This window comes from Pontibacter aquaedesilientis (assembly GCF_014773225.1).
Taxonomy (GTDB): Bacteria; Bacteroidota; Bacteroidia; order Cytophagales; family Hymenobacteraceae; genus Pontibacter; species Pontibacter aquaedesilientis.
The window spans coordinates 41,212-67,290 of the sequence record NZ_JACXAJ010000009.1 but is presented as its reverse complement, the minus strand read 5'-3'; the positions used below and the strand labels follow the sequence as shown (position 1 = coordinate 67,290).

At 50.1% G+C, this 26,079-nt stretch carries 23 protein-coding genes; 13 read left to right on the top strand and 10 right to left on the bottom strand.

Annotated elements, in window-relative coordinates; all coding sequences use genetic code 11:
- Positions 1-23: 23 nt before the first annotated feature.
- From H9Q13_RS15395 to H9Q13_RS15385, 3 genes are all read right to left on the bottom strand, one after another.
- Entirely contained in the window at positions 24-890 is an 867-nt protein-coding gene (locus H9Q13_RS15395) for a BadF/BadG/BcrA/BcrD ATPase family protein (RefSeq protein ID WP_191184695.1), read from the bottom strand.
- Positions 891-952: 62 nt separating this feature from the next.
- Positions 953-1,210, bottom strand: a complete 258-nt coding sequence (locus H9Q13_RS15390) for a cytochrome b5 domain-containing protein (RefSeq protein WP_191184694.1) — start codon at positions 1,208-1,210, stop codon at positions 953-955.
- 126 nt (positions 1,211-1,336) lie between these two features.
- Entirely contained in the window at positions 1,337-2,485 is a 1,149-nt protein-coding gene (locus tag H9Q13_RS15385; protein WP_191184693.1) for a formimidoylglutamase, read from the bottom strand.
- Positions 2,486-2,729: 244 nt separating this feature from the next.
- Here H9Q13_RS15385 and H9Q13_RS15380 point away from each other — a divergent pair, with 244 nt between their 5' ends.
- From H9Q13_RS15380 to H9Q13_RS15350, 7 genes are all read left to right on the top strand, one after another.
- Positions 2,730-4,487, top strand: a complete 1,758-nt coding sequence (locus H9Q13_RS15380; protein WP_191184692.1) for an AMP-dependent synthetase/ligase — start codon at positions 2,730-2,732, stop codon at positions 4,485-4,487.
- Positions 4,488-4,698: 211 nt separating this feature from the next.
- Positions 4,699-5,133, top strand: a complete 435-nt coding sequence (locus tag H9Q13_RS15375) for a MarR family winged helix-turn-helix transcriptional regulator (protein WP_191184691.1) — start codon at positions 4,699-4,701, stop codon at positions 5,131-5,133.
- A gap of 26 nt (positions 5,134-5,159) precedes the next feature.
- Complete coding sequence (locus H9Q13_RS15370; protein WP_191184690.1) at positions 5,160-7,562, top strand: 3-hydroxyacyl-CoA dehydrogenase/enoyl-CoA hydratase family protein; 2,403 nt, start codon at positions 5,160-5,162, stop codon at positions 7,560-7,562.
- Positions 7,563-7,660: 98 nt separating this feature from the next.
- On the top strand, positions 7,661-7,957 hold the full coding sequence (locus H9Q13_RS15365; protein ID WP_191184689.1) for a GIY-YIG nuclease family protein: 297 nt from the start codon (positions 7,661-7,663) through the stop codon (positions 7,955-7,957).
- Positions 7,958-8,051: 94 nt separating this feature from the next.
- Entirely contained in the window at positions 8,052-9,230 is a 1,179-nt protein-coding gene (locus H9Q13_RS15360; RefSeq protein ID WP_191184688.1) for an acetyl-CoA C-acyltransferase, read from the top strand.
- A gap of 30 nt (positions 9,231-9,260) precedes the next feature.
- Positions 9,261-9,626 carry a four helix bundle protein gene (locus H9Q13_RS15355; RefSeq protein ID WP_191184687.1) on the top strand — a complete coding sequence of 122 codons (366 nt, stop codon included), beginning with the start codon at positions 9,261-9,263 and terminating at the stop codon, positions 9,624-9,626.
- 26 nt (positions 9,627-9,652) lie between these two features.
- Complete coding sequence (locus H9Q13_RS15350) at positions 9,653-11,449, top strand: acyl-CoA dehydrogenase family protein (protein ID WP_191184686.1); 1,797 nt, start codon at positions 9,653-9,655, stop codon at positions 11,447-11,449.
- An 81-nt stretch (positions 11,450-11,530) separates the two neighbouring features.
- Here the strand turns inward: H9Q13_RS15350 and H9Q13_RS15345 are convergent, their stop codons facing one another.
- The 6 genes from H9Q13_RS15345 to mutY form a co-directional block, all read right to left on the bottom strand.
- A complete protein-coding gene (locus H9Q13_RS15345) occupies positions 11,531-12,988 on the bottom strand; it encodes a hypothetical protein (protein ID WP_191184685.1) in 1,458 nt (485 codons plus the stop codon).
- Between the two features lie 146 nt (positions 12,989-13,134).
- Positions 13,135-15,231 (bottom strand): ATP-dependent DNA helicase RecG, encoded by a 2,097-nt coding sequence (recG, locus tag H9Q13_RS15340; protein WP_191184684.1) that lies wholly within the window; start codon positions 15,229-15,231, stop codon positions 13,135-13,137.
- A 103-nt stretch (positions 15,232-15,334) separates the two neighbouring features.
- Positions 15,335-15,889: a gliding motility lipoprotein GldD gene (gldD, locus tag H9Q13_RS15335; RefSeq protein ID WP_191184787.1), complete on the bottom strand. Its 555-nt coding sequence runs from the start codon at positions 15,887-15,889 to the stop codon at positions 15,335-15,337.
- Positions 15,890-15,914: 25 nt separating this feature from the next.
- Positions 15,915-17,186 carry a gliding motility-associated protein GldE gene (gldE, locus tag H9Q13_RS15330; RefSeq protein ID WP_224744326.1) on the bottom strand — a complete coding sequence of 424 codons (1,272 nt, stop codon included), beginning with the start codon at positions 17,184-17,186 and terminating at the stop codon, positions 15,915-15,917.
- A gap of 125 nt (positions 17,187-17,311) precedes the next feature.
- Complete coding sequence (locus tag H9Q13_RS15325) at positions 17,312-17,776, bottom strand: single-stranded DNA-binding protein (protein ID WP_191184683.1); 465 nt, start codon at positions 17,774-17,776, stop codon at positions 17,312-17,314.
- 109 nt (positions 17,777-17,885) lie between these two features.
- The gene (mutY, locus tag H9Q13_RS15320; RefSeq protein WP_191184682.1) at positions 17,886-18,977 is read right to left on the bottom strand and encodes an A/G-specific adenine glycosylase; all 1,092 of its coding nucleotides are present in this window, start codon (positions 18,975-18,977) and stop codon (positions 17,886-17,888) included.
- 353 nt (positions 18,978-19,330) lie between these two features.
- On the opposite strand from mutY, the gene H9Q13_RS15315 reads away from it, so the two are divergent.
- The 3 genes from H9Q13_RS15315 to H9Q13_RS15305 all read left to right on the top strand — a co-directional run bounded on the left by H9Q13_RS15315 (position 19,331) and on the right by H9Q13_RS15305 (position 22,364).
- A complete protein-coding gene (locus tag H9Q13_RS15315) occupies positions 19,331-19,636 on the top strand; it encodes an HU family DNA-binding protein (RefSeq protein ID WP_007655567.1) in 306 nt (101 codons plus the stop codon).
- A gap of 66 nt (positions 19,637-19,702) precedes the next feature.
- Complete coding sequence (locus H9Q13_RS15310; RefSeq protein WP_191184681.1) at positions 19,703-20,560, top strand: tetratricopeptide repeat protein; 858 nt, start codon at positions 19,703-19,705, stop codon at positions 20,558-20,560.
- Positions 20,561-20,765: 205 nt separating this feature from the next.
- Entirely contained in the window at positions 20,766-22,364 is a 1,599-nt protein-coding gene (locus H9Q13_RS15305; protein ID WP_191184680.1) for an Rne/Rng family ribonuclease, read from the top strand.
- A gap of 78 nt (positions 22,365-22,442) precedes the next feature.
- On the opposite strand, the gene H9Q13_RS15300 is transcribed toward H9Q13_RS15305, so the two are convergent.
- Complete coding sequence (locus H9Q13_RS15300) at positions 22,443-23,120, bottom strand: porin family protein (RefSeq protein WP_191184679.1); 678 nt, start codon at positions 23,118-23,120, stop codon at positions 22,443-22,445.
- A 67-nt stretch (positions 23,121-23,187) separates the two neighbouring features.
- Here H9Q13_RS15300 and gldB point away from each other — a divergent pair, with 67 nt between their 5' ends.
- The 3 genes from gldB to H9Q13_RS15285 all read left to right on the top strand — a co-directional run bounded on the left by gldB (position 23,188) and on the right by H9Q13_RS15285 (position 26,079).
- Positions 23,188-24,180, top strand: a complete 993-nt coding sequence (gene gldB, locus H9Q13_RS15295) for a gliding motility lipoprotein GldB (protein WP_224744325.1) — start codon at positions 23,188-23,190, stop codon at positions 24,178-24,180.
- Positions 24,181-24,218: 38 nt separating this feature from the next.
- Entirely contained in the window at positions 24,219-25,421 is a 1,203-nt protein-coding gene (locus H9Q13_RS15290) for a glycosyltransferase family 4 protein (protein ID WP_191184678.1), read from the top strand.
- A gap of 175 nt (positions 25,422-25,596) precedes the next feature.
- Positions 25,597-26,079, top strand: coding sequence for a DUF4890 domain-containing protein (locus tag H9Q13_RS15285; protein WP_191184677.1), 483 nt, complete (start codon positions 25,597-25,599; stop codon positions 26,077-26,079).

Genomic DNA, 26,079 nt, shown 5'->3' with positions numbered 1-26,079 from the left:
AAAATTTGGTTCTCGCCTGAAAATCAGGCCTGGGCATCTTGCATATTCAGGAGTTCCTGGTGGTATTTGATCAGCCCTTCGCTTGGGCTTGATATAATGGTGCCGATATGCGCCCCATATTTCTTGGCGACCAGTTTGAGGGTGTCGGCAAAATGAAACGCGATAGAGCCCACAAAGTTTACGGGCAGTTCCCCAAAGCCTTCGTACTTGCTCACATGGCGCTCAAAAAACTCCTCAAAGTTCTCGTAGATCATCTCCTTGATCACTGGGTTCTTGCGCTTTTCATACACGAACTTGGCGAAGGTGGCCAGGTATTGGCTTGGTATATCCGAGCCGTATACCGTATCCAGTATGCCATCTTTGGTAAGGCTGTATTTGTTTTTCAGTGAAGTTGCCAACTCGTCGGGGAGTTCGCGGTACAGGTATGCTTTGATTAGGAGCTTGCCCAGGTAAGCGCCGCTGCCCTCGTCCCCCATCAGGAAACCCAACGATGGCACATTGTCCACAATATTCTTCCCGTCGTAGAGGCAGGAGTTGGAGCCGGTCCCCAGGATACAGGCTATACCTGGCTGATGGCCGCAAATGGCACGGGCCGCCGCCAATAGGTCGTGGTCCACAAAAATGACACTGCCAGGGAAGGCGCGGCGCAGGGCGTCTTCCACCCGCTTGTTACGCTCAGGGGAACTGCAGCCTGCCCCATAGTAGTAGATTGTGCTGATGTTCTTCTCTTTCAGCTGCGGCAAAAGCTCTGTTTCAAATATGGCGTATATCTTCTCCGTTTCGAGGTACTGCGGATTAATGCCGGTGGTGTTTACCTGTTCGTACTCCTGGTTGGCATTGATCACACGCCAGTCTGTTTTAGTAGAGCCGCTATCAGCTATCAGAATCATAGTGTTTGTGTTATTAGTTAATCAGAGAGTCTGCAAGAAAACATGCGCCTTGCTCTGAGCCTTTATTTTCGGTATACTGAATTTTTGATCAAACCGATCACTTCAAATTTGTCAAAAACATATTCGGTGTGCGGTGCGTCCTTGAGCTCCTCGGTCAGGTCTTGCCCGGCCCAGTGCTCGTAGTGGTTGCCGCTCCGCCACAGCCTCGACTTTTTTACGTCATAGATCAGGCCTTTGTAGCCCACCCATACTTCGTCCCGGTCCTGCCCATTGCGGGAAGCCAGTTGCTGCAGCGTATACTCCGGGAGATTTTCCATCATGCTGTCGAATTTCGGGACAAGATTACAAATATAAGCATAGCGCCCCAGTGATTGGGGCAAACGATAAGGATTCAGGATTGTTTCTTGCTGCTGCCCGCGCTACGGATAAGGGAAAAAACCCGTCCATCAGCCAATGCGGGCCTGGGTCAGGATCCAGCGATTAGGCACTTCGCCTTTGATGGCCTGCAGGTAATCCTCGTAGCTGCAGGGCACGATACGGGCACCTTTTTCATTGGAGAGCGCCTCCACCTCCAGCCACCATTTTTCACTCTGCCTGCTCTTATAAAATATCATTCGGTCTGGGTTGTCGTTAAAGGCCACCGCATACTTAGTGAATTTGCTGGTATTGAACTGCGTCTCGTTCTTACGATGATAAAAACCCTCGATGAAGTACCAGATCATGGTGGCCATGGTGGCTGCCGTCAGTTCATGCGCGTCCAGCGCCGGGTTGTACTCATAAAATCCCATGGAGGTCATGTTGTCGCTTAGGCCAGCGTACCAGCACAGCTGACAGGCCTCTTCGCCAGTAATCCCAAAAGGATTGGCGGGCTCATAGCCCGGGGCATCCTGATGTCGTATGGCGGAGATATCAAACGTAAGCAGGTCGGCCATGCGCACCACTGGCTCCATCTCCTGGATGTTGCGGTGCACTTCGCCCACACGGTAGGCTTCAAAATGCAGCTTTTCGAGTGTAGCCATCACCTCCGGGTCAACCAGGTAGGACTGGTAACCGATCTGGCCCAGACTGAAAAGGTAATTCGGCTCGTGCATCAGGATCTGGCGCAGCTGTTTCTTGTTGGCCGGCACTTCAGGGTCTTCGGCCATATCCACGCTGCTGTCTACTGTCACCATGTTCACCACACGATCCATGTGCTCATAGCCCATGTACTGCCCGTACTCCAGGTCATGCGAACCACCAATGATCACAGGTATGGTGTTGTGTGAGATCAGAACCTCCACTATCTCTTTAATCCGCAGATAAGTGTCTTCGAGCGTGATGCCCGGTCTAAGGTTACCCAAATCCACGATATGGCAGCGACCGGCGCCTTTGTGCAGGCTATAGAGTTTTTTGCGCACGGCACGGGCCGGGGCTGTCTCGTGTGGTTCCTCCTCCCGGCCTCTGGTTTCGCTTACCCCCAGGATGGCGATATCTGCCGACCGCCAATCCGGGAACTTGCCCGTGAAGCGGCCGATGTAGGCGCCCAAGGTACGGGGTTTGTCCAGCAAGGCGAAAATGTCCTCGTTAAGAGGCTCAAAGAAGATAGAGAGATTCATAAGGTCACAGCTGAAAATTCAAATATAACAAAAATGCAGGTGTTGTGGGCAGCCCTAAGCCACGCATCACTTTTTATCGTAAAAAGTCTTATAAATATAATATATAGTAAATATTTGTAGGCCTGGGAGTAGAGATTTCAGGAAAAAATAATTAAAATGCAGTTATATACAGCCGTTAACTCCCATGTTCCGACATCGGACGGTTTTATAAATAAGAGGACTCACACTAACACTAGCAAGCACAATGAACGTAACCCGTACTCTTGATCTGCTGCCCTTTCAGTTGCAGAACTCGCCGAAGCCAGATTGCCTGGCCTCCAAAATAAATGGACAGTGGGTAAAATATAGCACGCAGGACGTGCAGGACATCGCCAACCAGGTAAGTTTGGGGCTGCTGAGACTAGGTATAGGAAAGGGCGACAAAGTGGCCATCATTTCCCTGAACCGCCCGGAGTGGGTGTTTGCCGACTTTGGCATACAGCAAATCGGGGCAATCAGTGTACCGATGTACCCAACCATTACCATAGAGGACTACCGCTACATTTTCAACGATGCGGAGGTGAAGGCGGTGTTTGTGTCCGATAGTGAGCTGTACAACAAAGTAGTGGCAGCCACGGAGGGCATGGAGAGCATCAAGGAGATTTATACCTTCGACGAGATACATGGCGCCGCACACTGGAAGGAAGTAGTGAAAATGGCTGAGGGCGAAGACGTGGCAAAGCTGGAGCCGATGAAAGCAGGCGTATCCCCGGACGATATCCTGACCATTATTTATACCTCTGGCACGACCGGCAACCCGAAAGGCGTCATGCTGACACACAATAACATTGTGAGCAACGTAACCGGCACTTTGCCTTACGTGCCGGTGAACAGCTCGCACCGTGCCCTGAGCTTCCTGCCGCTTTGCCATATCTTTGAGCGCATGCTGCTATACCTGTACATGCGTATCGGGGTGTCGATCTACTATGCTGAGAGTATCGAGAAGGTGGCCGACAACCTGAAAGAGGTGCAGCCGCATGTGTTTACCACTGTGCCGCGCCTGCTCGAGAAGGTATATGACAAGATTGTGGCCAAGGGCATGGAACTGACCGGCGTGAAGCGCAAGCTCTTCTTCTGGGCGCTGGACCTCGGTTTGAAATATGATACCCGGGAAGACCAGGGCTGGTGGTACAACAAACAGCTGGAACTGGCCAATAAAATCATTTTCAGCAAGTGGCGCGAGGCGCTGGGCGGCAACGTGATTGCAATCGTATCGGGTGGCGCAGCGCTGCAGCCACGACTGGCCCGTGTATTCTGGTCGGCCAATATCCGGGTGATGGAAGGCTACGGCCTGACGGAAACCTCGCCGGTGATCACCGTAAACCGTTACGAGCCGGAGAACAACGTGATCGGTACGGTAGGTATGACTATCGACGGCGTGGAAGTTAAAATAGCCGAAGACGGGGAGATTCTGACTCGCGGACCGCACGTGATGAAAGGCTACTACAAGAAGCCTGACCTGACTGCTGAAGTGATTGACGCCGACGGTTGGTTCCATACCGGCGACATCGGCGAGTTGGTGGAGGGCAAGTTCCTGAAGATTACTGACCGCAAGAAGGAGATGTTCAAGACCTCGGGTGGTAAGTATGTGGCTCCGCAGCCAATCGAAAATAAATTGAAAGAATCGGTTGTAATAGAGCAGGCCATGGTGGTAGGAGCCGGACAGAAGTACGCTGCCGCTCTGATCGTGCCTGCCTTCCTGGGGCTACAGGACTGGTGCTCGCACAAAGGTATAAAGTATACCTCCGATGCCGAGATGATTACTAAGCCGGAGATTCTTGATAAATATAAGCGTGAAGTGGAAAAGGCGAACGAAGGACTGGCGCAATACGAAACCATCAAAAAGTTCAAGCTTATACCTAACATGTGGACTGTAGAGAGCGGAGAGCTAACGCCAACCCTTAAAGTGAAGCGTAAAAACATCACGACCAATTATCAAAAAGAGATCGACAGCATGTTTTAAAACGGTTTCAACTGAGTATCAAAACCCTTTCCTATCCGGAAAGGGTTTTTTGTTTGTAACCATTCTGGCGATTATACATAAACTATAGCAAACGGTACTTTACTGCGATTCCCCTCTATTTGATAAGAGACGGGAGCGGAGATTAATTTTTCGTTAAAATAGTATGCAAGCATAACATTATTTTCTATATTTGGTATAAACACTGTAAAGCATGAAGCCTGAAGAAACTGTAGACTATAATGTAAAAGTATGCTGGCATGCCATTTCCCGTATGTATAACACAGAGGCGGCCAAAAACGACATTACCACTTCCATTGGGTTCGTATTGCTCAACATCAACCAGGAAACAGGTACGCCTGCTACCAAAATAGCTCCTTTGCTTGGCTTAGAGGCGCGCAGCCTGACCCGTATATTGAAGAGCATGGAAGAGAAAGGCCTGATTTATAAGGTGTCTGATGACCGGGACAAGCGCCTGGTGCGCATTTTTCTGACAGAGAAGGGATTGGAAAAGAAAGAGGTGTCGCGGCAGACCGTGCGCCAATTCAATCACAAAATGCAGGAAGCCATTCCACAGGAGGAGCTGGATGTATTCTTCAGGGTGTCAGGCCGTATTATCAACATGATCGAAAACAAAGAAATTTTCTAACCATAGTAGACCATCAAGCTTTTTCTATGAAAAGAATTATTAAGAAAGTAGCCGTGCTGGGCTCTGGCGTAATGGGCTCCCGCATCGCCTGCCACTTTGCCAACATTGGTGTGCAGGTACTGCTGCTCGACATCGTGCCACGTGAACTGACGCCGGACGAAGAGAAGAAAGGGCTGACGCTGGAGAACAAGAACGTCCGAAACCGCATTGTGAACAGTGCGTTGCAAACGGCCATCAACTCCAATCCGTCGCCGCTCTACCGCAAGGCCGATGCCCGCCTCATCCAGACCGGTAATTTTGACGACAACATGAAGGACATCGCCACTGCCGACTGGACCATTGAGGTGGTAGTGGAGAACCTGAAAATCAAGAAGACGGTGTTTGATCAGGTAGAGCAGCACCGCAAGCCAGGCACTCTCATCACTTCCAACACTTCCGGTATCCCGATCCACATGATGCTGGACGGTCGCTCCGATGACTTCAAGAAACACTTCTGCGGTACGCACTTTTTCAACCCGCCGCGCTACCTCAAGCTCCTCGAAATTATACCTACACCGGAGACAGATCAGCAAGTTATTGACTTCCTGATGCACTACGGCGACCTATACCTGGGCAAGACCACCGTGCTCGCCAAAGATACACCAGCTTTTATCGCCAACCGAGTAGGTATATACGCTATCATGCAAGGGCTACAGGTGATGAACAAACTCGGCCTGAATGTGGACGAGGTAGACCGCATTACAGGGCCGATCATCGGCCGCCCGAAGTCAGCAACCTTCCGCACATTGGACGTGGTGGGTTTGGATACCTTGGCGAATGTGGCCAATGGCCTATACCAGACAGGGGAGAAAGACGAGTCGCGTGAACTGTTCATGTTACCGGACTACCTGCAGAAGATGGTGGAGAGCAAATGGTTGGGCGACAAGACTGGTCAGGGCTTTTACAAGAAAACCAAAGACGCCAAAGGCAAGACGGAGATACTGACGCTCGACCTGAACACACTGGAGTATGGGCCAAAGCAGCGTCCGAAATTCCAGAGTCTGGAAATGCTCAAGCCGATCGATGACCTGAAGAAGCGAATCAAAACCTTCTCGAAGCAAAACGACAAAGCGGCGCAATTCTTCAACGAATCGCTTTACGGCCTGTTCCAGTATGTGAGCAACCGCATACCTGAAATTTCCGATGAGCTATACCGTATAGACGATGCCATGCGTGCCGGTTTTGGCTGGGAGCTGGGGCCGTTTGAGTACTGGGATGTGGTCGGTGTCCGTGAGGCGGTGCAACGCATGACAGAAGCAGGCTACCAACCAGCAGCCTGGGTAGAGGATATGCTGAACCACGGCAAAGAGTCTTTCTATATTGTGGAGAATGGCAAACGACGCTACTATGACATCCAGAGCAAAGAGTACAAAGCTATACCTGGCGCAGAGAACTTCATCATACTGGATAACCTGCGCAGCAATAAGGTGGTCTGGAAAAACTCTGGCGCAACGCTTATCGACTTGGGCGATGGCATCCTGAACGTGGAATTCCATACCAAGATGAACACCATCGGAGGCGATGTAGTGCAGGGCCTGAACAAAGGCATTGAGATCGCCGAGAAAGAGTTTCGGGGCATGGTGGTCGGAAGCGATGCCGCCAACTTCTCTGCCGGGGCCAATGTGGGATTGATCTATATGTATGCGCTGGAGCAAGAGTACGACGAGATCAACTTCATGATCAAGCAGTTTCAGGACACGATGATGCGCATGCGCTACTCGGCTATACCTGTGGTAGGCGCTCCGCATGGCCTTACACTGGGCGGTGGTTGCGAACTCAATCTGCATTGCGACCATGTGCAGGCTGCCGCTGAGACTTACATGGGTCTGGTGGAGTTTGGCGTGGGTCTTATACCTGGCGGTGGCGGTACCAAGGAAATGACGCTTCGTGCAGCCGAGCTGTATGAGGAAGGCGACATTGAGTACAACACACTCAAGAACATCTACCTGACGATAGGTATGGCCAAGGTGTCCACTTCGGCAAAAGAGGCCTTTGATCTGGGCTTTATGCGCCAGGGCGACGCCATTACCCTGAACAACAACCGACTGATTGCGGATGCCAAGGCACAGGCGATCAGACTGGCAGAGGCAGGGTATACGCAACCAGCCAAGAAGACCAACATCAAGGTGCAGGGCAAAGGCGCTTTGGGTATGTTCCTGACAGGGGCCAACGCCATGGTGCGCGGGCGCTACATTTCGGAGCACGACCAGAAAATATCGCATAAGCTGGCTTACGTAATGTGTGGAGGCGATCTGTCTGCCCCAACCGAGGTAAGCGAGCAGTACCTGCTGGATTTGGAACGCGAAGCCTTCCTGTCACTGACTGGTGAGCGCAAGACACTTGAGCGTATCCAGAGTATACTGACTACGGGTAAGCCGCTGAGAAATTAAGGAAGTTTAACGCAGCATTCGCTGTTTGTTCTTTGTCATTCTGAAAGAAACTTGGTAGAAAAAGAGGGCCCCTACCCCCGGGAGGTTAAGCCTCAGCTATGAAAAGCCATAATTACTTTGTTTACATCACCACTAACCCAAGCAAAACGGTGCTTTATGTGGGGATGACCAATGACCTAGTATACAGGCTTGAGCAGCACAGGGAAAACAGAGGCAAACCTGAAACTTTTGCAGGGCGCTACTTCTGTTACAGGCTTCTCTACTATGAACGCTATACCTATGTGCAGCACGCAATTGATAGAGAAAAAGAGTTAAAGGAGTGGAGTCGCGAAAAGAAAATGGAGCTGATTAAAAGTGAAAATCCATACCTGCGATTTCTGAAAGCTGATCCTTGAATTACAGCTTTATACCCTAGCTACCAAGATCCTTACAGGATGACAAAATAAAAATGAAACATAGCTGATAGTATAAACTATAAAAAGCATCAAAATGAACAACGCATATATCGTAGCCGGATTTCGTAGCGCAGTAGGCAAAGCCGGGCGCGGAGGCTTCCGGTTCACCAGACCCGATGACCTGGCCGCTGACGTCATTAAACATCTACTGGCTTCTGTACCTGCCCTGGATCCCGAGCGCGTAGACGACCTGATCGTGGGTAATGCCGTGCCGGAGGCGGAGCAAGGTCTTCAGATCGGCCGTATGGTGTCCTTGCTGGCGCTGCCAATGTCGGTGTCAGGTATGACCGTGAACCGCTATTGCGGCTCGGGTGTGGAGACCATCGCCATTGCCAGCAACCGCATAGCGGCAGGTATGGCCGACTGTATCATCGCTGGCGGTACCGAGTCGATGTCGATGGTGCCGACGGCTGGTTGGAAGACCGTACCTAACTATAACATCGCCAAAAACAACCCGAACTGGTACCTGAGCATGGGCCTAACTGCCGAGGCGGTGGCCGCCGACTATAAGGTGACGCGCGAAGACCAGGATGAGTTCGCTTTTAACTCACACCAGAAAGCGATCAACGCCATCAAAAGTGGCTACTTCAAAGACCAGATCGTGCCAATCACGATAGAGGAGAATTACATTGACGACAATGGCAAGAAGAAAACCCGCTCTTATGTAGTCGATACCGACGAAGGCCCGCGTGCTGATACCTCGATGGAGGCATTGGCCCGTCTGAAGCCCGTGTTTGCAGCAGGCGGTTCTGTAACGGCCGGTAACTCTTCGCAAACTTCCGATGGGGCTGCTTTTGTGATTGTGATGAGCGAACGCATGGTGAAAGAGCTGAACCTAGAGCCGATTGCCAGGTTGATAAGCTACGGTACAGGCGGTGTAGACCCGCGCATCATGGGTATGGGACCTATCGCTGCTGTTCCGAAAGCATTGAAGCAGGCAGGTATGACACTCAACGATATCGACCTGATCGAGATGAACGAGGCCTTCGCAGCACAGTCCATCGCTGTAATGCGTCACCTCGAGTTTGACCCGGCGAAACTAAATATTAACGGAGGTGCTATTGCCCTCGGCCACCCACTGGGTTGCTCTGGCGCCAAGCTGAGTGTGCAGCTCTTCAGCGACCTGCGCCGTACCGGTGGCAAGCATGGCCTTGTCACGGCCTGCGTTGGCGGTGGACAAGGTGTGGCAGGTGTATTTGAGTTGTTGAAATAGATGCTAGATTTTAGATGTTAGATATATTTCATGCACAATTTTAGAGACTTGAAAATTTGGCAGCGTTCCATGGAGTTAGCTAAAACTGTTTATGAGATAACAGCAACTTTTCCATCTAACGAGAAATATGGACTAACATCCCAAATCAATCGGGCAACTGTTTCAATACCATCGAATATTGCCGAGGGTGCTGGAAGAAATTCTAATAAAGAATTTGGCCAGTTTCTAAGCATTGCATTGGGCTCAGCATTTGAGCTCGAAACACAGCTAATCTTAGCGAACTCATTTGGTTTATTAAAAACGACACAGCTTGAAGAAGTATTGAGTCAATTAGAACAGATCCAAAAAATGATCAATAGTTTCAAAACTGCTGTGTATAAAAAATCTAATGTCTAAAATCTAGTATCTAAAATCTGACCTATATGGAAAATGTAACTGATAAAAACTCAACTACCGTTCAAGGCGGTGAATTTCTGATAAAGGAAACCAATCCGCAGGACGTATTTATACCTGCCGAGTTCAGTGAGGAGCAGCGCATGATGGCGCAGACCTGTCTGGACTTTGTGCGTGATGAAGTAACCCCGCTTCTCGAGCGCCTGGACAATCACGAAGAAGGACTGATGGAAGGCCTGATGAAAAAAGCCGGAGAGTTGGGGCTCTTTGCTGTATCCATGCCGGAACAGTATGGTGGCCTGAACATGGACTTCAACACCTCACTGCTGGTAACAGAATCGGTAGGAGGTGGGCACTCCTTCCCGGTGGCTTTCGCGGCACACACAGGTATAGGCATGCTGCCGATCCTGTATTTTGGTACGGACGAGCAGAAACAAAACTACTTACCCAAACTGACAACCGGCGAGTGGGCTGCGGCTTACTGCCTCACAGAGCCGGGCTCTGGTTCTGACGCTTTGGCCGCTAAAACCAAAGCTGTCTTGAACGAAGCGGGCACGCACTATATCCTGAACGGACAGAAGATGTGGATCACAAACGCAGGTTTTGCTGATGTGTTCATCGTGTTTGCGCAGGTAGACGGCGACAAGTTCACCGGCTTTATTGTGGAGAAAAACTACCCGGGCCTGAGTCTCGGCAACGAGGAACACAAAATGGGCATCAAAGGTTCTTCTACACGCCAGGTGTTCCTGTCTGACTGCGAGGTGCCGAAAGAGAACGTGCTCGGCGAGATCGGAAAAGGTCACCTGATCGCATTCAATATTCTGAACATTGGCCGCATCAAGCTTTGTGCTGCTACCCTGGGCGCTTCTAAAAAAGTGGCCGACCTCTCGGTGAAGTATGCCAATGAGCGTCATCAGTTCAAACTGCCTATCTCTAAATTCGGAGCGATACGCCACAAACTGGCAGAGCAGGCGATTCGCATTTATGCTGTGGAGTCGGCGCTGTACCGTTGCGGAATGGATATCTACCGCAAAGAGCAGGAACTGCTGGCAGCCGGCAAAGACGAGAACGAAGCTATGCTGGGTGCCGCCCGTGAGTTTGCAGTCGAGTGCGCCATACTAAAAGTAGAAGGATCGGAAGTGCTTGACTACGTAGTGGACGAAGGTGTGCAGATCTACGGAGGTTATGGCTTCTCAGCCGATTACCCGATGGACCGCTCTTACCGTGATTCCCGCATCAACCGCATTTTTGAAGGCACCAATGAGATCAACCGCATGCTCACCGTGGACATGATCTTGAAGAAAGCCATGAGCGGAGAGCTCGATCTGATGGGACCAGCCCAATCGGTGCAGCAGGAGTTAATGGCTATACCTGATTTCGGGTCGGAAGAAGAAGGCCTGTTCGCTGCAGAGCACAAAGCCATTAGAAGCTTAAAGAAAGCGATTCTGATGGTGGCGGGTACGGCGGTACAGAAATACATGAACTCTCTGGCCAAAGAGCAGGAGATCCTGATGAACATTGCTGACATGGCCATTAAGACCTATGTGGCAGAATCTACGCTGTTGCGCGTGGAGAAACTGGTAGGTATGAAAGGCGAGGAAGCGGTGGCCAATCAGATTGACATTGCGCGAGTAACTCTGAACGACGCCGTGGATACGGCCTATCTGTCCGGTAAGGAGGCGATCGCCTCGATGGCCGAGGGTGACGAGCAGCGCCTGCTTTTTATGGGGCTGAAGCGCTTCACGAAGAAAGACCTTTACAACACCAAGGAGGCACGCCGCCGCATAGCAGCCGCTATGATCGAGGCAAATGAGTTTGTATACTAGATTCTGACAAATCTATAGTTTTGGAAAGGCTGCTCCTTCAGGGAGCAGCCTTTTTTTATAGATGACGCAAAGTTACTCTGATTACTTGATCTGAAGCCTGCGCAGCTGCAGGCTACTGGCTTTTTTAGAAGGTCTCACTACCGTTACCAGGTCTTTTTCGGTGAGCCAGGCCGTGAAATCCTTTACGTAAGCAATGTCCTGATCGTCGGCTACTTTCAGGCCGGCAGCTTTTGGGGCCTCGGCCTTGCCAGTGCCGGTGTCGATGCGGCGCAGGTAGAGGTCATACTTCCCATCAATTTCTTCCAGCGTGAGCAGGTGCAGCATGTTGCCGGCCAGGTTATACCTGTAAGATATCCCTGCAAATGCTTCGTCAGACGGAGCTTTCTGGTTCTTCATCAGCACCGAGCTCCAGGCAGTGCCCATGTACTGGTCATAGGCAAACAAATGGATCTCTTTGGCATAATAAGGGGAGTTCTCGCCGCCTTCCATATACTTCTTCTCTGCCAGCACGACCAGCTTCTCGTCAGGTGTTAAAATAAGGTCGGAGAGGTAAATATCTTCGAGGCGCTTGGCTTTGGCAGCTCCGCTTTTGTCGAGGCTGTTCACACGGGCCAGGTACTCAGGCGTAAACCTGAACTCTTCGGCAAAGACCATGTCTTCATTCTCAAAATCAAATTTTACCGCTTTCAGGCTATAATACTCACCTGTTTGCTCATTGGCAGTGAGCACGGCGCCATAAAGGTTGCCATTGGGCTGCAGGGCATATTTACTGTCCATAATGTATACCTTCTTGCCACCGAACACACCCCCCACCAACACCGACATCACCTTAGCTTCCGGCGATTTCAGTGTGTGCTGCCTCACGGTAAGGCGGTTCATGTTTTCAGAGATCAGGCTGATGAACTGGTCGCCGGCGTTGTTCACGATTACTTCGGCAGACACAATGCCGCGGTGGTCACTCAGGTTATACTTAGTGTCTGCCAATTTTTGCAGCTTGCCATCGTACAGGCTACCGCTGATGCTCTTCAGTACCTGGTTGCCATCGGTGCTATACCTGTAGGCAAGCAGTTTGGTGCCGTCCGGGGAAGTAGCTATACCTGCTTTGCGGTCTTTAGAAGGTGCCTCGAGCAAAAGTGCCGGAGCCGCCTTCTGGCCGCTGCGCAGGTCTACCCGGTGGGCGAGTAGCTGCTGGGTGCCTTTTTCGTTTTCGCGGTGCGTTACCAGTATGGCGGCCTCTCCGTTTTGCAGGAAAGCCTCTATGGTTTCAGTGCCCGTAAGCGGTATGGTGGCGGACCAGGATTTCTTCAGGGAAGCGTTGTAGCGCTCTATGGCATACTCGGCAGGCTTACTTTTGCTCAGGATGACAAAGCCGTCTGCGTCCAATGGCAGTGTCTTGCTTTGGATGCTTTGATTATACTGATCCTCGGTGTTGTCCGGGAGATAGTTGAAAGGTATAGCCGCATTCTTTTGTGCCATCGCAGGTGAAGCGGAGCAAAAGAATGAAAGCAAGAGGAGAGAGAGGATATGTCGTGTTTTCACGGGTATACGGTTATAAGGTATAGCAATCTGTAGGTTAACGAATTGGCAGTAAAGAACTACATAAAGTTGCTGGAAGCCACTATACTTTGCAAGCGTCGGGCTAAAAAAATGCAGGTTGTTTCGCGTGGAACTCTTTGTGCTGCGCCTTAGCTGATTCTACTCCAGTTAACAGTATTCACGCTCAGCGACTTGATGTGCCTTAAGATATTTTGGTTCTGCGGCTGCTCCAGCTGCGGGTCATCGTTCAACACCCGCTGAGCCGCAGCACGTGACTCCTGAAGTATTGGCGCGTCTTTGGCCAGATCGGCAATTAGCAAATCCAGCACACCGCTTTGCTGCGTGCCCATCAGGTCGCCGGGGCCGCGCAGCTTCAGGTCAATGTCAGCAATCTCGAAACCATTGTTGGTGCGCACCATGGTCTCCAGTCGGGTCTTGCTATCCCTGCTCAGCTTATACCCTGTCATGAGTATACAATAGCTTTGCTCAGCGCCACGGCCCACACGGCCTCTTAACTGGTGCAGCTGCGACAGACCGAAGCGCTCGGCACTCTCTATGATCATCACAGAAGCATTTGGTACGTTCACGCCTACCTCAATCACGGTGGTGGCCACCATGATCTGAGTTTCGTTGCGGACGAAGCGTTGCATTTCGTAGTCCTTGTCCTGCGCCTTCAACTTGCCGTGCACCATGCTCACCTGGTATTCCGGGAACGCCCTTCTTATACTTTCGTAGCCATCCGTCAGGTCTTTGTAGTCCATCCCTTCCGATTCCTCTATGAGCGGGTACACGATGTATACCTGCCGGCCCAGCTTAATCTGGTCGCGCACGAACTGGAAAACCCGCAGGCGGTGGGAGTCGAAGCGGTGCACGGTCACGATCTCCTTACGGCCTGCCGGCATTTCGTCGATCACCGATACATCCAGGTCGCCGTAGAGCGTCATGGCCAGGGTGCGGGGAATAGGGGTGGCCGTCATCACAAGCACATGGGGTATAACACGCGGATTTTTGCGCCACAGCTTGGAGCGCTGTTCCACCCCGAAGCGGTGCTGCTCATCCACAATGCAAAGGCCCAGATTCTGAAACTGCACCACATCCTCCAGCAAGGCATGCGTGCCTACGATCATTTTCATTTCGCCGGAACGAAGTTGCTCGTGCAGCACCCTACGGTCTTTCGCCTTGGAAGAGCCAGTCAGTTTGCCGATGTTTATACCTAGTCGGTCCGCAAACTCCTTTAGTCCGGTGTAATGCTGGTCTGCCAGGATCTCGGTAGGGGCCATCAACACGGACTGTGCCCCGTTATCGGCGGCGATGAGCATGGTAATGAACGCCACAATGGTCTTGCCTGAACCCACATCGCCCTGCAGCAGACGGTTCATCTGCTTGCCGGTCGTCAGGTCTTTGTGTATTTCTTTTATAACCCGCTTCTGCGCATTGGTCAGATCGAAGGTCATGTGGTTTTTGTAGAACTCCGTTACGGTCGGTACCTGCTTGAACACCTGCCCGGCCAGGTCGGCGCGGCGCACGGTCTTCTGGCGCAACAGACGCAGCTGTATGTAAAATAGCTCTTCGAACTTAAGACGGAATTTAGCGGCATTGTACTTATCCACAGACTGTGGAAAATGTATGTTGATAAGTGCGTCGCGCTTGCTCATCAGTTTGTAATGGTCAATAAGCTCCGGTGAAAGCGTTTCCTGAATGTTGGGGATAGCGACTTTAAGCAGCATCTCCATCATGCGGGAAATGACTTTGCTCTCTACACGGAAGGCTTTTAGTTTTTCGGTGGTATGGTATACAGGCTGTAGGAAAGCGGTGGTCTGTTTCTTTTCCAGCAGCTCCTCCAGCTCCGGGTGGGCCATGCTGAACTTGCCGTTAAAGGAGGTAGGCTTCCCGAACACGATGTAATCGGTGTGGTTTTTCAGCGTCTTCTGCATCCACTTCACGCCCTTGAACCAAACCAGGTCCATCTCATTGCCATCCTCGTCTACGAGCGTAGCGGCCAGGCGCTGCTTGCGGCCTTCGCCGATCACTTCTTTCCCCCGCATACGTCCGCGCACCTGCACATAGGGCATGCTCTCGTCCAGTTCCGATATCTTATAGAACTGCGTGCGGTCGAGGTACCGGAAAGGGTAGTGCTGAATGAGGTCGCCATAGGTATAAATATTGAGCTCCTTCTGCAGCAGCTCAGCCCGCTGCGGCCCAACCCCTTTCAGGAATTCGATCTTGGTATGGAAGAAGTTGCTCAAGGGTACTGGCTAGTGGATTGGTTAGTTTACAAAGATAAAAGAGAAAGGGCAAAAGACCGCAGGTATACCTGCGGTCTTTTGCCCTTTCTCTTTTGCCGAAAATTTACTTTTTATCTTTAAACTGCAGCGTGTTCAGCAAATGAATAATGTCCTTCTTCACATACTCAATCACAGGCGCCAGTGAGTCGTTTTGAGTGGCAGTTCTGAAGTACAGCGCGCCACGGAAGAAATGCGTAGTCGTGTCCGTTACGTAGAACTGAAATTGGCTGGGCACTTCGCCTGTTAACTCGAACACAGACGCCACATCGCCCTGTGGTGTTTTTATCTCTGATTCCTCAATAGAGTAGGCCTTCACCTGATGTTTGCCAGTGAGTTTACGGGCATCCTCTATCAGGTCATTAAGCATCTTCGGGTTGTTGTTAATAGCTTTGTAAGTCAGCTGCACGTTGGCCCCCAGGTTCGGGTAAATGATATTGATCCAGTGTGGCTGCGCGATCATGGACGAATCGAGGCGAATCTTCGCGTGCTTCGAATACTCGAAGGTATACGGGTGCTCGTCTGGCAGTTGCTGGTATACCGCTTCTGGTAGGTCGATGCGGTTGTAGCCTTTGGGTTTGGGAGTATACTCGGCACTGCAACCGGCAATGGCAGCGGCCATACCCAGCCACAGGAACAGACGGAGTTTAGCTAACTTTATGGTAGTGCTCTTTTTTGCTTGCGACATTAATCTTAACCCGTTTTACGCGCTTATTGTCCGCCGACTCGACAGTAAAATAATAACGGCCATAAGAGGCTTCTTCGCCTACATGAGGGATGCGGCCAAAAAGCGCCAACATCAGGCCGGCTACGGTTTCGTGCTCGCTTTTCACCTCATTGAAGGCATCAAACGGGATCTCTGCGATCTTGCAGAAGTCATGCAACGATGTTTTACCGTCAAATATAAAGGTATTTTCGTCGAGTTGAGAGTAAATGATCTCTTCCTCGTCGTCATACTCGTCATTTATCTCGCCTACGATCTCCTCAATTACGTCCTCCATCGTAAGCAGACCCACGGTGGTGCCGTACTCATTCACCACAATGGCCATGTGCACGTGCTTCTCTTTGAAGTCCTGCAGCAGGTCAGAAATATGTTTGGTTTCCGGTACAAAAAAAGGAGCTCTGATCAGGTTCTGCCACTTAAAATCGTTCCCCTTGTCCAGGTGCGGCAGCAGGTCCTTCACGTATAGGATGCCCTCGATGTTATCGGTGCTTTGGGTATAGACAGGTACTCGCGAATAGCCCCATTGGGTGATCTGTGGTAGCAGTTCCGGCAAAGTGGCGCTCTGCGGAAAAGCAATGATGTCCATACGTGGGCGCATGATTTGTTTCACGGTGATAGAGCCGAAGTTGACGATGCCCCGCAGAATCTTCCGTTCCTCAGGAGACGTTTCATCGTTAGAAAGGGCTACGTCCAGGCTGTGATGCAGTTCCTCAAGGGTTTGGCTGTAGGAGCGCACCCGAAAGCGACTGTCTATAAAACTGCTGATCCGGGTTAGGAGCCAGGCCAGCGGACGCAGTATGGGGCGGAGTTTTTCCAGCACAGGTGCCATTCGCTGTGCGATAGCATAGCCATACTTGCGGGCGTATACCTTAGGCAGCACTTCCCCGAAAAAAACGATCAGAAACGTAACGAGCAGCACACTGGCCAGCATAGTGGAGACCGCCAGAGAGGTAGTGCCAAACAATTCCCAGGCCATGTAGGCGCTCAGGGTAATGATGCTGACGTTGATGGTGTTGTTGATGATCAGGAATGAAGCCAGTAGTTGGCGCGGGCCCTGGAGCAGGTGGTGGACAAGCTGCTCTGTTTTGTTTTTGCTGGTCCTGCTTTTTTCCAGTTCCTGGTCTGTGAGCGAGAAAAAAGCTGCCTCCGCCCCCGAAGTGAGGGCAGAGAGCAGCAATAGGATAAGGCAAACCAAGATGGCTGCTATATATTCAATTCTGAGTAAAGCCGAAGCGCCTTGTAAAAGTTGCAGTAAACTATAACTCAGGGGGTCTCCGGAATCTAAACTTTCCAAAATTAGTGTGTTAGGTTAAACAAGGGTTAGAACGGTAAGTCATCAGGCTCATCGTTCTGGAAAGCAGAAGCGCCGCCTGTGTTGGCTGCTGCACTACTGCTTTGACTGGAAGCCTGTGAAGAGGCACCCTGGTAGTTGCCGGAACCGCCACCGTTATCGCTGCGGCCACCCAGCATGGTCATGTTATCAGCCACAATCTCGGTGCTGTAACGCTGGTTGCCTTCTTTGTCCTGGTAGCTGTTCGTGCGGATTTTGCCTTCGATGAACACCGACTGGCCTTTCTTCAGGTACTTCTCAGCCACCTCGGCCAAACCGCGCCACACCACAATGTTGTGCCACTCGGTGCGCTCCTGGCGCTCGCCGTTTTTGTCCTTGAAAGTCTCAGAAGTGGCGATCGGGAATCGCGCTACGGCCACGCCGCCTTCCAAATGACGTACTTCCGGGTCTTTGCCCAGATTTCCGATCAGAATTACTTTGTTTACACTTGCCATGTCTTTTTTTGTTTGATATTAAATTGATTTGGGCTACTCCGACAACCTAGCCGGAGGCAATATGGCGTACTGAAACCTAGAATGCTTTTGCCAGCAGAATAGTTTCAGTTTATAAATTTAGTAAAATCTTAACATCTTTCAAATAGCTGTTAATAAGAATCGGCTTCGGAAGTGCGTCTATTGCCACCGTGTCATAAAGCGCGAGTCTGGTTTCCTGTACGACCTCCTCCCTTAAACGGGAATTGAGCCGAATCAGGTAAAAACGGGCCGTGATTTTCTGGTGGCTGAGAACATGCTTATAGTCCTTTTGAGGTAACTGTAGCTGCGATTCCTGCACGGCTATACCTGCCTCGTTCAGTTCCTTTAGCAGCTTGTCGGTTTCCAGTAATTTACTGTCGTTTTCATAAAGGTAAAAGTCATACAGGCCTTCCCAAATGTCGCCGCTCAGGCGTTTGCGCAGGTAATACTGCCCGCTTAGCTCAAACACCATATAATGCATAAAACGCGGTCGAGCCGCCTTGGCCTTCGACTTGACCGGAAGCTCTTGCACCAGTCCGTGCGTAAAGGCGAAACAAGACTGTTGCAAAGGGCAAAAAAGACAGTCGGGCATAATGGGTGTGCATTGGATAGCACCAAACTCCATAATAGCCTGGTTGAAGGTATCGGGGGCATCTACAGGTATAAGCTCGTTGGCGAGCCTTTGGAACACCTTGCGGGAGGCTGGTGAAGCGATATCGTCTGACAGGCCGAACACGCGTGCCAGCACCCGAAATACATTGCCATCCAGCACTGCCACCTTTTCCCGGAAAGCAAAGGACGCAATGGCCGCCGCCGTGTAGCTGCCCACTCCACGCAGTTTAAGCAGTTCATCATACCTGTCCGGAAATGCGCCACCATATTCTGCTACTATCTGTTTGGCTGTGTAGTGCATGTTGCGTGCCCTGGAGTAATAGCCAAGCCCCTGCCAAAGGCGAAGCACTTCGTCCTCGGGTGCGGCCGCCAAATCTTGTACAGTTGGGTAGGTATCCGCGAAACGCTCATAATAGGGCAAGCCCTGGGCGACACGGGTCTGCTGAAGGATTACCTCCGAGAGCCAGATCAGGTATGGATCTGTGGTGTCGCGCCACGGCAATGCCCTTTTGTGGCGCTGGTACCAGTCGATAACTGTATCAGCGAAATAGGAGTCAGGGGTATTTTTCATAGTATAAGCGGGCCACAATGTTGAGGAAAGGAAACAGGCAAAGGTAAAGCTTTGTTGGGGAATGGAGCGGAGCAAAAATTGAAGAATAATGTTATCTCCCTAAAATATAAGCACATAGCCCGCGTTAGGGGATAGGCATGCTGGCACGGGGATTGCAACGCAATGGGCGGCATGCGGGTCGAATCCGGCACCGCTTTCGGCATCGCACAATCTGTAATAATTTAGTGCTAAAGCTTTTACTTGTCGAAAAGTAGGTATACCTTTGTGCCCCGAAAAATAGAGAACGGCTAAGCGGCTGGCCTCCTGAAATTTAGAAAGTTAACTTATTACTAATTTTATAAAAATCTAAGAAAGTGACTAAAGCAGAAGTAATATCAGAAATTGCTGATAAAACAGGGATTGATAAGGCTGATGTGCAATCTACCATTGAGGCGTTTTTCAAAGTTGTGAAAGACTCTATGGCTGATGGCAACAACATCTACGTGAGAGGTTTTGGTAGCTTTGTAAATAAGAAGCGCGCTAAAAAAGTGGCTCGCAATATTTCGAAGAACACCTCTATCATCATTGATGAGCACTTCATCCCAAGTTTCAAGCCATCCAAAACCTTTATTGCCAAGATAAAGAACAGCAAAAAGATCAAAGAACTGGCTCATTCTTAATTCTTTCGTATATTTGCCGATCTTAAATTGTTTATTCGTTTATAAACAGCTACTTACGTAAAAGGAATGTCACGCTCTCAAATACTGATACTTGTTGCAGCTATCGCTTTGGCAGCTATTATGTTCTTTTTGCCTAAAGTGGTGGTTACAAAAGACGATGCGACGGTAGCCTCTGGTGAGAACTCGGCCATACCGGATGGCCACTCAGATGACGACGGGCATGACCATGGTGCCGCTACCACACCGGCTGACGGAACACATACCATGGCCACACCGGAGCAGCTGATGGAACTGGCTACAGTGCGAACTCGCTATAACAAGGCTGCGGATACAAAGACACGTGCCTTGCTCGCTAACGAACTGGCTGCAGCCTATGCGAATGCCAGCAAGTATGACAGCGCCGGTTACTATTTCGAGGTAGCAGCTGAAGCCCGACCGGGCGAGAAGGCATACCGCAAAGCCGGCGACCAGTACTTCGAGGCCTTTACGTATGCGGCAACGCAGCAGCGTGCCAGCGAAATGGGAAGCAAAGCACGAAAGATGTATGAGCAGGTGCTGAAGAACAATCCGGCTGATCTGGATGCCAAAACCAATGTGGCGATGACCTACATTGCCAGCGAAAACCCTATGCAGGGCATAACGCTGTTGCGTGAGGTGATCTCGGCAGACCCGAAAAATCAGAAGGCGCTGTACAATCTGGGTATACTCTCGGTGCAGTCCCGTCAATACGACAAGGCAGTGGAGCGTTTCCGGAATTTGGTGGAAGTGAATCCGGAGCACGTGGAGGGTGCTTTTTACCTGGGTGTATCTTTGGCTGAGGTCGGTAAGAAAGAAGAAGCTATCAAGGTGTTCAACAAAGTGAAGACGATGAGCAGTGACCCTGCTCTGGCCGCTTCGGTAGATGAATACCTGGCAAAACTGTAATTCAAAAAAATATTTAAATAAAATTTCAAGACTATGCCTTGCGGAAAAAAAAGAAAAAGACATAAGATTGCTACTCACAAGAGAAAGAAGCGTCTAAGAAAAAACAGACATAAGAAGAAGTAATTTCTTCTGCGTTAATTGAGGCCCACATTGCTTCTGCAATTGTGGGCTTTGGTCTATACATCCAACTAATCTTTGAGAGAAATTGAGTAACGAGCTTATAATCAATTCTACTCAGGATGGAGAGCGTATCGCCCTTTTACAGGATAAGAGACTGGTAGAATTCCACCACGAGAAAAAGGATACAAACTATATCGTGGGGGATATCTTCCTGGGCACTGTGAAAAAGGTGATGCCAGGCCTAAACGCTGCTTTTATTGACATCGGATACCACAAGGATGCCTTTTTGCATTACCATGATCTGGGAGCCAATGTTAAGACCCTGAACAAATTCGTAAAGGCAGCACAGACACAGAAGAATGCTTCTCCGAAGCTCAACCAGTTAAAATTTGAGCCTGAAATAGACAAACTCGGCAAAATAGCGGATGTCCTCAAAAAAGGGCAGCAGCTGTTAGTCCAGATTGTAAAAGAACCTATTTCGACCAAAGGACCCCGTCTTTCCTGCGAATTGTCGCTAGCAGGACGATACTTGGTGCTCGTGCCGTTCTCAAACACGGTAAGCGTTTCCAAGAAGATCGTTAGCAAGGAAGAACGAACACGCCTCAAGCGCTTGATCACCTCGATCAAGCCTGAGAACTTTGGCGTGATCATTCGGACGGTAGCCGAAGGCCGTGAGGTGGCAGAGCTCGACAGAGACCTGCGCAACATGGTCGAAAACTGGGAAGAGGGTTTTAAATCGCTGAAGCTGGCCAAGCCAAGTGACAAGATCATTGGCGAACTGGGCCGTTCTTCTTCCATTCTGAGGGATTTAATGAACGAAAGCTTTGACAACATAGTAGTCGACGACGAGTCGCTCTATGACGAGATCAAGGCATACATCGGTAGCATTGCGCCAGATAAATTAAAAATTCTGAAGCACTATACCGGTAAGACTAAAACCTTCGAACACTTTAACATCGAGCGGCAATTGAAGGCTGCTTTCGGTAAAACAGTGACTATACCAGGCGGCGGATATCTGGTGATAGAGCACACCGAAGCGCTGCACGTGGTCGATGTAAACAGTGGGAACAAATCTAATACCGAAACCGATCAGGAGGCTACCGCGCTGAATGTGAATATGATGGCTGCCAAAGAAGTGGCCCGTCAGCTGCGCCTCCGGGATATAGGTGGTATCATTGTCATCGACTTCATCGATATGAAGTCGCCTGAAAACCGCCAGAAAGTATACGAGGTAGTAAAAGAGGAACTGAAAAGAGACCGATCGAAATCTACAGTTCTGCCTATCTCCAAGTTCGGCCTGATGCAGATCACGCGTCAGCGTGTAAGGCCAGAGCAAAACATCGTGACCGGCGAAGTATGCCCGACCTGTAACGGCACCGGTAAAATATCTGCCAGTATTCTGATAACAGATGAAATTGACGTGGCGGTAGACGACCTGCTAACAAGTCACAACCACAAGAGCCTGACGCTGTATGTGCATCCTTTCCTGTATGCGTTTTATACAAAAGGATTTTTCTCAAAGCAGCTTAAGTGGTTCTTCCACTACTTTAAGTGGGTGAAATTTGTAAAAGACACTTCGCTGGGCATCACTGACTTTAAGGTGATGGACGATCGGGGCGAAGAAATTGAGCTGCGTACCGCTTTATCAGAGGTAAACGGTGTGTTGGATCAAGAAGAGCTTTAATCAGATACCCTAGCATAAAAAGAGCCGCCCTGAACTGATCAGGGCGGCTCTTTTGGTTTAAGAAGGCAGTGCTATACCTTAGAATTTTATGCCGACATCAATCGAAACGCCATTGTTCTTGATGGCGATATTCTTATCATTGAGCTGCTTTTTGTAGTAACTGTCGATGTTGGTTAGGCCACGGAGATAAGTAACACCACCAAACAATTTAGTGCTCTGCCCCAACTGCATTTCTGCTCCTGTACCTAAAACCGCACTGGTTTCAAAAACATTGAAACGCTTCGCAGTCTTTTCGCCATTAATTACTTTCTTTTGGTCAACCTGGGCCGACACCTTGGTGCCGAGCGCACCGCCCACTTGGAAGTATACCACTATATCCGGAGCCACCTCGTTTGTGAAAAGCTTCAGGGTAACCGGAATTTCCAGGTATTGCACAGTTAACTCATCGGTTTCTTTAGTAGGGGTAAGCTGACCATCTCCGCTTTCAGCCATATAGGTATAGCTGATTTTTGAGCCCTTGCTGCGGTACATCAGACCCGAACTAAAGGCATAATTGTTAGAGAAAAAATAATCTCCCACAACACCTACTCCGAGGCGCAGCGTATTGCTGGATTTCTCAAATTCGTGGCGATCCTCCGCTATAAAACGGTTACCGGAAATAGTGGGCGAGAACTGGATGCCGATTTCCATCTGGGCCATGGCTGCAGTCGAAAAGCCCAAAAAGAGGAGAAGGAAAGTAAGTTTTTTGAATTGCATGTTATTTTAACGAGTTAATTTACTCTAATACGGGATAAGCCTGTATTTTTGTATTAAATATTCGGCAATGTATTACAGATTATTATTACTCGCAACCATCGTGTTGCTTTTTAGCTGCAAGAAAAAAGGCTGCGACATACCGGAGGAGATAGCGCGTATACCTGTACAGGTTGAAATGGAGCGTCTGGAGAAACCCTTTTTCGAAGCTTCTTCCAAACAGGAAATTGCGCAATTTCTGGATAGACACCCGATGTTCGCCGAGCGTTTCCTGCAGCGCAAAGGCTATCCCTCCGATTCGGCCTTGGTTAATGCGATGTATGCCCTGGCTACCAATCCGGAGCTGAAAAAACTGGCGGATGAAGCTGGTCAGGCTTTTGGCGACATGGCAAAGGAAAAGCAGCAACTGGAAACAGCTTTCAAATTTATCAAACATCACTACCCGGATTTCAAAGAGCCGCAGGTCAAGACATTCGTCTCGGGTCTCAACCAGGATTTGCTCGTATCCGACAGCCTGCTGGTGTTTGGCCTGGACTTCTTCATCGGCAAAGATGCCAGCTATCGCCCGGATACCTACGAGTATATACTTGCCCGCTACGAGCGGCCCAATATGGTGCCAGCCGCTATGCTGTTACTCTCAAACAGGTTCAATAAAACGAACTTCCTGGACCGGAATCTATTGGCTGAGATGGTAAACACCGGAAAGGCCTATTATTTTGTGAAGTCCATTATGCCTTGTACGCCAGACTCCACCATTATCGGCTTTAGCGGGCAACAGCTAGCCGACGTCAGTCATAACGAGGGGAGAATCTGGGCACATTTTGTAGAGAAAAGCCTGCTGTTTGAGAAGAGCCCGTTTGTAGTGAACAAGTACATCGGGGAAAGGCCAAACACACCGGAGATAGACCCAACCTCACCAGGAAGATTAGGTACTTGGGTGGGCTGGCAGATTGTGCGCAAGTACATGGAGCGCAATCCGAAGGTAACGTTGCCGGAACTAATGGCCGACAACGATTATCAAAAGATTTTCAACGAATCAAAGTACAAGCCAGAGAAGCGGTAGCCCTTGTTGCCTAGTAAGCCTCTCTATACCTGCGCTGCATGCATATAGCTGTTTTCAACCAACATCATCACAATCCTGATTGTCCGGCTACTTGCAGGCACTATACCTTTTTGGAGTACCTGGCTAAACGCCATAAGGTGAGTCTGGTGACCAGTAGCGCCTGGAAGCAGCTTCGCATTACGGATAACTACAAGTGGGTGCCGGAAGGGGTGGACTTGTATGAGCAGGAAGTGCCCTACAGCAACAAAATGGGCGTGAGGAGAAGGCTTGTATCTTACGGGGGATTCGCAGCTTACAGTCTCACCAAGGGTTTGGCTTTGCCTAAGCCTGACGTGATCTGGGGGGTGTCTACCCCCTTAACCACGCCTTGGATGGCTGCCCGGGTAGCCAGGATGAGAAATATACCTTGGGTGTTTGAGGTACAGGATCTTTGGCCCAGCTTCCCGATAGAGATGGGCGCTGTGAAAAAAGAATGGCTGAAGCGCCGCCTGTACCGCTTGGAACGCAACCTTTACCATAGCGCCAACCACATTATCACGCTTTCGCCCGACATGGAGGATTATGTGGTCGAACAAGGTATAAGCCGTGAGAAAGTAACCACCATCCTAAACGGAACTGACCTCGACCTGGCCGAAGCCGCGAGTGCACAGCAAGTGGAGGCACTGCGACAGCAATACAACCTGCAAGATAAAAAAGTGGTGCTTTATGCCGGTACCTATGGCCGTGCCAATGATATACCTGCTTTGATGCAGGCGGTAGAGTTGTTGGCAGAGCGGCCCGATATAATATTTATGCTCACAGGTGGAGGATTCTACGAGCCGGAGCTACAGAAACTGGCAGAGCGCTTTCCAAATTTGTTGCTGTTGCCACCCCAGCCCCGCCCGGATGTCTTTAAATTATTCAAGCTGGCTGACTTATCCCTTATCACCTTCAACGATTTGCCAGTGCTGGCGTCAAATTCACCAGCTAAGTTATACGATAGCCTTGCCTGCGGCACCCCCGTTATTGTGACAAACCCTGGCTGGACCAAGACCTTTGTGGAAAAGTATGGCTGTGGCTGGTATAGTCCTGCCGGCCAACCCGCTGCATTGGCCCAAACTATAAAGCAAGTGTTGGCTGTGCCCATCGAACTGCAACAGGCAGGTATACGAGGAGCCGCAGTCGCCAAGGAGCAGTTTGACAGGCAGCAGCTAGCCGGTCAAGTTGAGCAAATCTTATTAAAAGTTACTGGTCAGGTATAGCAACCAGGTATAAGAATTGCTTGCTTAAGTTGCCGGACTATACCTAGCTAAGCGGTTGTAATGGTAGACTTTTCATTCTTGGCATAACCTTTGAGTTAAGCAAGGCAGCAGCGCTTATAAAACTGAGCGTTGCTACCAATCGAACGAACCATAAGACTCAAAGGAGAACGAAAAGATGAAGAAGTTAATTGCAGTATTATCGATAGGTATGTTAGTGGCTGGCAGCTCATATGCTCAGACTACAACTCCACAAAAAGATAAAAAACCGCGCAGCGAATACCGTGGTGCCAAAGGCGATAAAGCCCAGAAGACTCCAGAGGAGAAGGCCCAGATGAAGACTGACCGCATGGCTCAGAAACTGGAGCTGAACGCATCTCAGAAAAATAAATTACAAGCCCTCAACCTGCGCCATGCCCAAGAAATGAAAGCCATGCACGAAAGGTATAAGGCAACTGGTGAAAAAACGGCAGAAGATAGGACTAGGATGCAGGAAGCCCGAAAGGTTAGCCATGACAAGTGGAAGGCAGAGCTGAAGCGAATATTAACTGCAGAGCAGTTTGCCAAGTTCGAAGCTGACCGTGATGAGATGCACGACCATATGAAGCACAAGCGCGGCGAAGACAGAAAAGGCCATAAAGGCGGTGAGCACAAGAAATAA